Origin of the sequence: Selenomonas sp., assembly GCF_052169755.1 — a bacterium.
Classification (GTDB): Bacteria; Bacillota; Negativicutes; order Selenomonadales; family Selenomonadaceae; genus Selenomonas.
Genome location: NZ_JBQNBV010000072.1, coordinates 1 through 10,374, shown reverse-complemented (window position 1 = coordinate 10,374; position 10,374 = coordinate 1). Strand labels below are relative to the sequence as shown.

Sequence of the window (10,374 nt, the reverse complement as noted above, 5' to 3'; positions counted from 1 at the left end):
TCTGCCTGCGGCGTCGTCTGCACCGATTCTTCGGGCGGTTCTGCCTGCGGCGTCGTCTGCACCGATTCTTCGGGCGGTTCCTGCGCCTTTACCGGCTCGGCTTGCCGCTCTTGCGGCGGCTCCATTTCCTGCGCCTGCGGCTCCGTCGGCGGCGCCTGCTGCGTCGGATGTGTCGGCTGTGGCACGGATGACGGCTGCGGCGGCGCTTGCGGCTGTACCGAATACGGCTGCTGCGGTACAAATGGCGGCTGCATATATTGCGGCTGCACAAACGGCTGCACGGGCTGTACAAACGGCTGCTGCGCCCCGCCTTGCGGCGGCATTGGCATGACCTGCACCCATTGCGGCTGCCCTTGCGCGTTCGGTATACACGTCAAAAGCGGCATACCCGGCATACCCGGCATCGCCTGCACGAGCGGCTGCGGCTGTTGGGACGGCTGGCTATGGCTCTGCGGCGCTGACGGCTGCACCTGCTGCTGCTGCGGATTTCCTCCGGGCGGCGGCAATACCTGCATGTAAGGCATGTACGGCATATACATGGGCTGCATATACGGCACATAGCCCATGCCCTGCACATTCTGCGGCGGTGCGTTCGCTGGATTTTGTCCGACGACAGGCTCCTGAGGCTGCGCTTCCTGGTGCGCCTTTTGTTTCTCTGCCTGCGCCCGTGCGTTGTCTATGCCTTGTTCTAAGCGCACAAAGACGCGTTTCTTACTCTGCTTCATGCTGTCTTACCCACGGTGCCGACCATCGCGGCAGAACCTTCCATCTCCGCACCTTTCTTCTTTCTTTCCCTTTCTTTCTTCTTATTCAACTCAGCAATATCAGCAAGCGTCATGCGCGTGCCCCATGTCGTCTTCCAGAACGTAACCCACGCGACAGGCATCTGCCACAGGAGAACGGCTTCATAGTAGATGCAGAACCACAGCGCGTAAATCCATGTCGTGCTGCGGCGGATAAGAAGCTGCGCCATACTCATGAGAAGCGCCATCATGAGCATACCGATGAGGAATGTCGTCGGAAACACGCGATGCATGATAGGAATATACAAAAGGTTGTAGATAACGATGACGGGAGCGGCGATCGGCACGACGACGCCCATGTAGAAGCCCAGCGACATGAACGGCTCCTTCTTCCACATGTAGCGGCTTGCGATCAGCGACTCGCGCAGCCACGAGCGCTTCCAGCGCATCTGCTGCCGCAAAAAGACGTGGTAAGAGCGCGGCACGATCGTCATACAGACCGCCGAATCCTGATACGTCGTACGATTGTATCGCAGGATGAAGTTCGTCATGCTGCGATCGTCGCCGAACGTCGCTTTCTGTCCGAGAAAACGCTGGTTGAGCCATGCGTCCATATACTTCAAGACGAGATCCTTGCGGTAGCAAGAGAGCGGCCCCGAAAGGCACGTCGCCGCATCGAAGTAACCTTCCGCCGCTTTCATGATGCGAAAGGCGATGGAATAGCGCACCGCCTGCATCTTCGTCAGGGAATTCGTGTAAGTGTTCGCAACGTCCGTGCGCCCTGAGACGCCGCCCATTTCCTTATCCTTGAACGGCTGCACGATGTTGCGGATGGCAAAAGGATCGAGGAAGCTGTCCGAATCCACGAATACAAGAAGCTCATGCTTCGCGGCTTTCGCCCCCCGCGCCATAGCATCGCGCTTACCCATATTCTGCGGCTGCTGCAAAAAGCGTATGCGCTCGGAAACGTGGTAAGCATTGTCGCTCGTATCCGCCGCCTTGAGCTGCGCGATCATCTCCTGCACGCGCTCGGCAGAACGATCGTTCGAACAGTCGTCAACAACGATGACTTCAAGTTTATCGACGGGATAATCCTGATTGATACAGCTGTGAATCGTTCGCTGAATCCAATCTTCCTCGTCGAAGCACGGCACAATGATCGAGACGCCGGGCGTATAGTGCGGATCAATGGGCACAGGTCGGTAGAACATCGCAAATAAATAGCGCGAGAGCAAAAACGTCGCGGCAATAATGCTGTAGAGATACAGCCAGCGATTGAACTTAAAATAGATGACGGACTCCGCACGCATAAGCACGATGATGAGCGTGATAACAGCAAGGAAAAACGTCGCAAAACCGAACATGTAGCCGCGCCTGCGCGCCCCTGCGTATTCCGCGAGCGTCTGCCTGAATTCAATGCCATAGAGCCTGTCCGAGGCCTGACCGAAGCTCCGAACGACAGTCGCAGGCAGCTTCTTGACCTTCATTTCATAGCCCTCAGGCATCGTTCCCGGCGTAATTTCAAACGTCAGCTTGACCTCGCCCGCAAGACCGACGTCCGGCGTCCCCTCGCCCGCATCCAAGCGCACGAGTATGCCCGTCGTCGAAATGTCCACAGCGTGCGCCGCAATCGTCCTGCCGCCGCCCTGAATCTTCACGGGATAGTCTACGAGGTAACGCTGTCCGTTTTTCGCGTCCTGCTCGTAAAGAACATAGTCATCAGACTCCATGCCGCTCGTCGCGCCGCGGCGGCTGCGATTGCTGCGATGCCCGGTGCTGTCCGGCACATGCGAGAGCAGACGGCGATCTTCCTTCACCGTATAGAGGATCTCCTCTTCTTCCGCTGCTGCGTCTGCCGCCCTGTTCACATGCACGCTGCGCCCAGGTACTGCATTCTTATTCTTTTGATTCTCGTCGGCGAGAGGAATCCCCTGCTTTGCCATACCTTCACCTACTTTTTAGCCGGTTCTGCCGCCGGCGGCGCGGCGGGAACATAACGAATCTTACGGAAATCATAGATATTGCCGGGCTTTTTCCCTGTATTTTCCAAAGCCGTCAAGAGCCAATCCAGCTCATCAGCGGCGTCGACGGGCGGCGCCGGATGCTCCTCAGCTGGCTTATCTTCCAAGGTCGGCTGCTTATCCACGGCGGGGCGCAAATCTTCGACGGGGCCGTCCTTCGCCGCGATTTCAACAGGCACATCAATATCGACCGCGATGATGCTGCCGGGCGGCACCGTCGCCGCATAGGCTATAGCGCCCGCCTCATCTTTGAGCCAGCCCGGCGCGTAATGTGCGTTCTCTTTCACCGCATAGTCAAGACCTGCGGCGCGTAAAATGCGCAGCAGATTCTCATCGTAAACAGTTTTCGGCGCACGAAAGAGCTTGGGCTTCACCGCCGTAAGAACCTCGACGACCCGCTGTGTGCGGCAAACCTCCGAAAGCAGGCGATCCTGCGGCAGACTCTGCGCCGCGGCGATGCCTACGAATGTATAATTGCCGATCTCTTGTCCTGCTTCGCGGATGAGTTTGATCGTCTCCGGCTGATTCGCTGCATTCTGCCCCTCGACAAAGAACACGGCGCTTACCTCGTGCTTCTTGAGGACGTCAAGAAAACGCGCCGTCATCGTACGCTCGGGCAGCCCGTCAAATACGATGGCGACCTGCGGCTTCACATCCTTCGTCACGATCTCGACAGGCTCCACACCTTTTTGCAGCTCTTTTGCCGCTGCCGCAATCTCCTCCTGCGCCTCATAAAGGCTGCTGAGATCCGTGATCTCCATCTGCGCATTCTTCGTGCCGACGACGTAATCACGGAAGAAGAGCAGAGCGCCGCAAACGGCCAAAATCAATACGACCGCCAAAAGAGTCAGCTTTTTGAATCCCATGCCCTGCATTCCTCCTAAAAAACGTCAAGCCATTCAAACACTCAAAGACGCCAATATCGGAACCCTTCCCGCTCGGCTTCCTTGCGTGAGAACACGCCCTTCACATCGACGAGCAGACGCGGTCCATCCGCACGGAACATCTTGCGAAGACGCAGCCACGAAAGCTCTGCGAACGCTTCATGCGCCACAAGAATGGCGATGCAGTCCGCATCGCGCACCTTGTCCAAAGCATCCAAGCCAAAACCATACTCTTCGCAGAACTCCGCCTCGTCCACCTCGGGATCGACGGCGTGCAGCGCAAGATCGTACTCTTTCAAAATCGAGTAGACGTCAGCAGCCCTTGAATTGCGCGTATCGGGGCAGTTCTCCTTGAACGCCATGCCGAAAAGGTAGACGTTTGCATGCGCGAGGTCGATCTTCGTGCGCACAAGCTCACGCACAACAGCGTGGGCGACGAAACCGCTCATGCCGTCGTTGATTCGCCGCCCCGTCGATATAAGGGGCGAATGATAGCCGAGATTCTGCGCTTGATAGATGAAATAATAAGGATCGACGCCGATGCAGTGTCCGCCGACAAGCCCCGGACGAAAACCCAAGGCGTTCCATTTCGTGTCCATCGCCTTCACCACGGCAGTCGTGTCGATATTCATGCGCTGGAACACCATCGCCAGCTCGTTCATGAAAGCGATGTTGATATCACGCTGGGCATTTTCAGCAACTTTCGCCGCTTCTGCCACACGGATGGACGGGGCGGGATGCAGCGTTTCGATGATCGTGCCGTAGACCTCAGCGATTATTTTGAGCGTTTCGTCATCCATACCCGAGACGATCTTGACGATGTTTTCCAGACGATGCACCTTGTCGCCGGGGTTGATGCGCTCGGGCGAGTAGCCGATCTTGAACGCACCGCGCATAAGCCCGGACTCCTCTTCCAAGATCGCACAGCATATATCTTCCGTCACACCGGGATAGACGGTAGACTCATAGACGACGATGCTGCCCGGCTGCAAATGTCTGCCGACGACATGCGTCGCCTGCATGAGAGGTTCCAGATCCGGCGTCTTGTCCCCCTTGATCGGCGTCGGCACAGCGATGACGATGAAGGAAGCCGCACGAAGCCGCGCCTCATCCGTCGTAAACTCAATGCGCTCCGCCGCGCCATGCGACGCCGCAAGCTCTCCCATCGGATCGACGCCCGCACGGCAGTCGATGATCTTCCGCTCATCTCGGTCATAGCCGATGACACTGAAATGCTCAGAAAATGCCACTGCCAGCGGCAGCCCCACATAGCCAAGCCCCACGACGGCGATTTTCGCCTCACCCTCCTGTAAAAGTTTCAACATACGTGCGCCCCCTTTTTCCTGCGCTTATTCTTCCTCGTAATTTCTAAAATACCCGGTGAGCGACGCCCAAACCGTCCGACTGCGCTGCGCCGTATCCAGATCGAAGAGATCATAGTATTCCAAGCCAAACATGAGATCTTTCTGCAGCGTATACAAAAGACCTGCGCCCCAGCCGCGGAAGCCGCCGCGCCGGGGTCCTATTCCCGTCGCGTCGTAGCTCATGTAATCCGCCATGCCGTTCATCGTATGACTGACATAAGTCGCACTCGGCTGACGATAGTACTTGAGCCAATACGACATCGCGCCCGGCCGCCAGCCGCTCTCGTTCTTCGCGAGCGTCAGCACATAGCCCGTGCCGTTGCCCGCCGCCTCATCTACGCCGTGCAGCAGCATCGCGCCGAAATCAAACTGCCCGACCGGCATACGGTAGTTCGCCATGTAAATATTGCGCGCTGCATCATTGATCTTGTCGAAGCGATACATGCCCATATCGACGCCATACGTCGGCGTATCATAGCTTGCCGAGATCGCCGCCACGGTCTTGGCGCGGTCGATCCCGCCGTAGTACGCCGTATATTTGATCGGATCGCCCGCAGACAGGCGCACACCCTTGAACTTGCTGTCGTAAACATTGCCCTCGGCGAAGTTTGCACTGAAAACACCGACCGTCGTATCCACGACGCCGCTCCTGCCCGTCAAATAGTAACGGTCAAGCCGAAGTCTGCCGTCATCGCTGCCGCCGTCGCCGCGCACGACCTTCTCGTACTCAAGCATCCCTGCCGCATGCCAGTTGCCGTCGATATTGTAATCGGGAAACACGCGAAGGCGCAGGCGCGCACGGCTTCTGGCACGCTCCACGCCCCACGAACGTGAAACATCGCCGCGCACCTCGGCGTCCACCTTGAACCGCGGCTCCGGCTTTGCCGGCAGAAGCACCGATGAATACAACTGCTGATCGGCATTCTCTTCATCCGTATAACCCATGCGTGCGAGATCTTCGACAAAGACGGCTCGCAGACGCGCCGCCGCATCCATCGCGTCCCCTGCGACAAGCGGCTCCGCCGACGCAGACGCGACGGCGCCGACGGCGACCGGCGCGGCACTCATCCCCGCCGCACCGGTCGCGTTTCTCGCACCGGCTGCACCCGCGCCTCTCTCATCCGCCGCCATGCCGTCGAAGATCGCCTTCTTCCGCTCCTCAACCTTGGCGAATGCAAGCTCGCGCTTTTCGCGACGCATCTTTGCGAGCGCATAGTCACGCGCCGCAGCCTGTAGATGCAGACGCGCCTCCGCAGCTTTCTCCTGCAAAGGACGCATGACTTCCAGGCGATTCGTACCGCGCAAAGACTCGCGCACAAGCCGCTCCTCCGCATGTTCCGCTTCTGCCTGTGCGTCAGAAAGCGCTTTCTTCGCCAAGCGTTCCTGCTCACGATAGAGCTTGACGTGAACCTCATCACGCATGGCGAGACTCGTAAGCCTCCCATACTCATCCGCACGCGTGCCCTGCTGTATGCGGTCAATCTGGTGCAGACCCTGCGCCACAAAGCGTACGAGCTCTTCACGCGAATACTCCTGCGGAGCCTTGCCTGCGAGGTCGATATACCCCTCCGCATCAAGACGTTCCAAGGCCTCATAGGCCCAAGCGGGGACCGCCTCCGCCGCTGCTGCCTGCGCCGGCAAAACGCAAACAGCGGCAGCAAACAGCGCTCCCATCCGACAATGTTGTGCCTGAATCAAAGACTTTTTTGCCACGGTCATCATCACGCTACTTCTCCCATTTCCCTTTATTTACCTTTACTTAATAATAATTACACATTAGGCGACGTAGAATAAGCCTTGATCCTCTCTGGTTGCGAAGATTTGGATGAACATTTCACCTATATAAGTAGGTCTTTTCATCTATTTGCGATATAATATATCATATATCCGCATAATTCGCAAGAAAAATCCTTATTCATTTATCTTTTTAGGACCTTATACCCCAGCAGGATCCGTGCGCTTTTCCAAACTTTCACCTTATCTTAAGTATAATCAAAGGAACGATTCTATGCAATATCTTTACCAAAAATAGGTCTTCCCTTCTCCCTTTTCAGGGCTGCGTCATCAGCAAATGATAAAACCCCCGATCAAAAACTGACCGGGGGCGCATGACCTTCGATAAAACTCAAATTCTTATTCGCTCAAATAATATTCGATATGCACATCGACGCTCATCTCCAACATGCCCGGAGCGATCGGCGTCGGCACCGCACCGTTTGCCATGAGCATCTTCGAGCTGACGCTGCGCTCGGCAAGCGGATAGCTGCTCTCCGAAACCGCTTTCAGACCAACGATACGCTTGCCAAGTGCGGCGGCAAGATCGTCCGCCTTCTTACGGGCGTCATTGACAGCGGCGTTCAGCGCTGTTTTTCTGACTTTCTCCGTATTTTTCGTACCAAAATTCAAGGAAGATATGCTGTTCGCGCCGTTTTTCAACGCGAGATCTATGACACGGCTCACATCGGCGATGTTCTCAACAAGTACGGTCACGGTATTCTCCGCCTGATAGCCCGTGATCTCATTTTCATGCCCTGCGGACGGATGCTCATAAAGCGGCTGGAAGTAATAGCCGCGCGTTTGAATGTTCGCTTCGGGGATGCCGCCCGCAACGAGGGCGCGCGTGACGGCCGTCGCCTTCTTTGCATTTTCTTCCTGCACCGCTTTAGCATCTTTCGCCTGCGACACGACGCCGATCGAGATGGTCGCACGATCCGGAGCCGTCTCGGCTCTGCCCGATCCCTCCACCATGAGGACAGGCGGCTCCGCCGCCGCCGCTTCGGCTGCCTGCGGCGCGAGCAGCAAAAGCCCCGCCGCCAAAGCAAACAGGAAGAATTTCATCTTTTTCATCATCATCTCTCCTTCTTTCTTCGCGAAGCACGGATAAATTCAGCCGCACTGCTCAGGCGGACTTCCTTTTATCTGCGCTTCTCCAGAGACTCTCATATCTCAAGATATGGTACAGGCTTCATTATAGCACGCCTTCTCACGCTCATGCGTTAAAACTTCCTAGTATATGGAGATTTCCACCCCCTCTTGTCGCACAACAAGAAAAACTGTGCTATAATAAACGCGAGTAAGATGCGACTATACACCTAAAAACCAGGAAAATATCCGACATCTTGCTGATTGTTCAAAGAAAAGAGGCATCTTTATGAATGAAGTCATTGAAACGATAAAAAACCGTCGCAGCATACGCGCCTATCTGCCCACGATGCCGCCTGCGGATCTTGTCCGTGACATCGTCGAGACGGGTCTATATGCGCCGCGCAGCATGGGCAGTGAATCCATCCGCACCATCGTCATCACGGACAAGATCATGCGCGAAAAGATCGTCGAGCTAAACTGCCAGATCGGGCACTGGAAGAAAGGCTTTGATCCCTTCTACGGCGCCCCCGTCATCTTGCTCATCATCGCCGACCGAGACGATGCGAACCACATCATCAACGGAAGCGTCGTCATCGCGACGATGATGCTCGCCGCCGAATCCCTCGGTCTGCACTCGTGCTGGATCCACCGTGCGAAAGAAGAGCTTGAGCATCCTCTCGGGCAGGAGATCCTTTCTCGCGCAGGCATCTTCTTCCGCCCCGGGCAATACGTCGGCATCGGTCATCTCGCACTCGGCTACGCCGCAGGCGACCTGCCCGAGCCGGAGCCGCGCCGAGAAAGCCGCATATCCTATATCAGTTAGGAGCGACGTTTCTTGTCAGTTGCTTTTCCATCTTGTATAATGCACGAAAAGCGACAAAGTTAAAGGATTTGTTGAACGGAGGAGATACGATCATGGCGCAAAGCGAGAAGAGGGACTTTCTACTCTTGCTCACCTTTGGTGCGATCATCTTATTTGCGGCGAACTGGAGCCTTACGGTCACAGATCCCGTCGAGTCGAACTATGCCCTGACAGCGAAGGAAATGCTCGCATCCGGCGACTACGTTTCCCCGCGCATCTTTGGCAACTACTGGTACGACAAACCCGCCTTTTTCTACTGGGAGATGATTGTCTCCTGCATGATCTTCGGCGTCAACGAATTTGCCCTGCGGTTCCCTGCTGCCGTCATGGGGCTTTTCAGTCTCTCGCTCCTCTACTTCTTCACACGCCGTCTTTACGGACACCGCACGGCGCTCTTGGCGGGCGGGCTCTTCGCGAGTTCCGTGAGCTTCTGGTACGTCGGCAAAGCGGTCATCACGGATATGACGCTCTTCTTCTTCATGAGCGCGACGATGGTTTCTTTCTATCTCGGTTACGAATCGAAGAAGCGTGCGCTCTACTATGCCGCGTTCTTCTTCGCGGGACTTGCCGTGCTGACGAAGGGGCCGATCGGCTTCCTCCTGCCGGGGCTTTTGCTGCTCGTCTACCTCGTACTCCGAAAGGATGCGAAGGAACTTCTGCGCCTGCGCTGGGGCGGCGGTATGCTCCTCTTCCTCCTCGTCGGCGGCAGCTGGTACTACATCATGTACAAGCTGCACGGCGCGGACTTCCTCGGCACGTTCTTCGGCACGCACAACTTCCTGCGTGCAACCGTTTCCGAGCATCCGCGCGACGACGTCTGGTACTACTATATCCTGCTTTTCTTCGCAGGCTTCTTCCCGTGGTCTATCGTTTTCGTCCTGCGCACGGCGAAGCGACTGTGGCAGGAAAAAGGCGCCCTGTTGCGCCGCGCCTTCGAAGAGCGCGACACGCTTTTCCTTCTCGTCTGGGCACTCGGCACGATCCTCGTCTATCAGTGCATGGCGACGAAATACCCGACGTATACCTTCCCTTCGATCTTCCCCATCGCCATCTTAGCGGCACGGCTCTTCGACGGCTTCAACAGGAAGCGCATGAACATCCTGATCGCCGCTTTCGGCGCCCTCTATCTCGTACTCTTCGTTCTCGTCGCCGTTCCGATGTGCCGCGAGAGAAGCGGCGCGCCTGCCGCCGCGCTCGTACACGATTTGCCCGCGAGCGTACCGATTCTAAGCTATGCGCGCGACTACAGCGTCGGCAACGCCTTTTACTCGGGCAAGAACATCCAGTGTCTGCAGTCGCGTGAGCAAGTCGAGAAAAATGCTCCCGTCGCAGGCACATGGACGGCGACGAACATCATGCCTTTCTACGCCATCGAAGATCTGCCCGCGCTCGGCGAATTTTACGTCCTGTGCCGCAAGGGCACGCCTGTAGCGAAAGAACTTTCCCTCGAAAATCGTAAGTTCACGCTCTGCGGCAACGATGAAAAGGATGAGCTTTGGCATATCGCCGCTGCAAAGTAATATAAAATCGACACAAAAAAGACTGCTGCCGTCGCCCTGCGACTTCGTGCAGCAGTCTTTTTCGTGCGGATGCACGCCGACAGCTTCCTGCCGTCAGCGTATGTGCCTTTTGCAT

Annotated in this window: 7 protein-coding genes and 1 pseudogene; 2 read left to right on the top strand and 6 right to left on the bottom strand. The window is 56.6% G+C overall.

All coding sequences use genetic code 11. The features are described from left to right. The 6 genes and pseudogenes from ACTTKG_RS06430 to ACTTKG_RS06405 form a co-directional block, all read right to left on the bottom strand. Positions 1-725: pseudogene (locus tag ACTTKG_RS06430) on the bottom strand (hypothetical protein); the annotation flags it as partial. Beyond that, positions 722-2,686, bottom strand: a complete 1,965-nt coding sequence (locus tag ACTTKG_RS06425; protein WP_442673411.1) for a glycosyltransferase — start codon at positions 2,684-2,686, stop codon at positions 722-724. The pseudogene ACTTKG_RS06430 and the gene ACTTKG_RS06425, both read right to left, overlap by 4 nt. A gap of 8 nt (positions 2,687-2,694) precedes the next feature. After that, on the bottom strand, positions 2,695-3,630 hold the full coding sequence (locus ACTTKG_RS06420; RefSeq protein WP_442673410.1) for a polysaccharide deacetylase family protein: 936 nt from the start codon (positions 3,628-3,630) through the stop codon (positions 2,695-2,697). 41 nt (positions 3,631-3,671) lie between these two features. Further along, positions 3,672-4,973, bottom strand: coding sequence for a nucleotide sugar dehydrogenase (locus ACTTKG_RS06415; RefSeq protein ID WP_442673409.1), 1,302 nt, complete (start codon positions 4,971-4,973; stop codon positions 3,672-3,674). Between the two features lie 24 nt (positions 4,974-4,997). Continuing rightward, the gene (locus ACTTKG_RS06410; protein WP_442673412.1) at positions 4,998-6,734 is read right to left on the bottom strand and encodes a translation initiation factor IF-2; all 1,737 of its coding nucleotides are present in this window, start codon (positions 6,732-6,734) and stop codon (positions 4,998-5,000) included. A 411-nt stretch (positions 6,735-7,145) separates the two neighbouring features. Then, positions 7,146-7,859, bottom strand: a complete 714-nt coding sequence (locus tag ACTTKG_RS06405) for an SIMPL domain-containing protein (RefSeq protein WP_442673408.1) — start codon at positions 7,857-7,859, stop codon at positions 7,146-7,148. Between the two features lie 304 nt (positions 7,860-8,163). On the opposite strand from ACTTKG_RS06405, the gene ACTTKG_RS06400 reads away from it, so the two are divergent. Together ACTTKG_RS06400 and ACTTKG_RS06395 are read left to right on the top strand one after the other, a co-directional pair. Further along, complete coding sequence (locus ACTTKG_RS06400) at positions 8,164-8,700, top strand: nitroreductase (protein ID WP_442673407.1); 537 nt, start codon at positions 8,164-8,166, stop codon at positions 8,698-8,700. Positions 8,701-8,792: 92 nt separating this feature from the next. Further along, positions 8,793-10,259, top strand: a complete 1,467-nt coding sequence (locus ACTTKG_RS06395) for an ArnT family glycosyltransferase (RefSeq protein ID WP_442673406.1) — start codon at positions 8,793-8,795, stop codon at positions 10,257-10,259. Positions 10,260-10,374 lie beyond the last annotated feature (115 nt).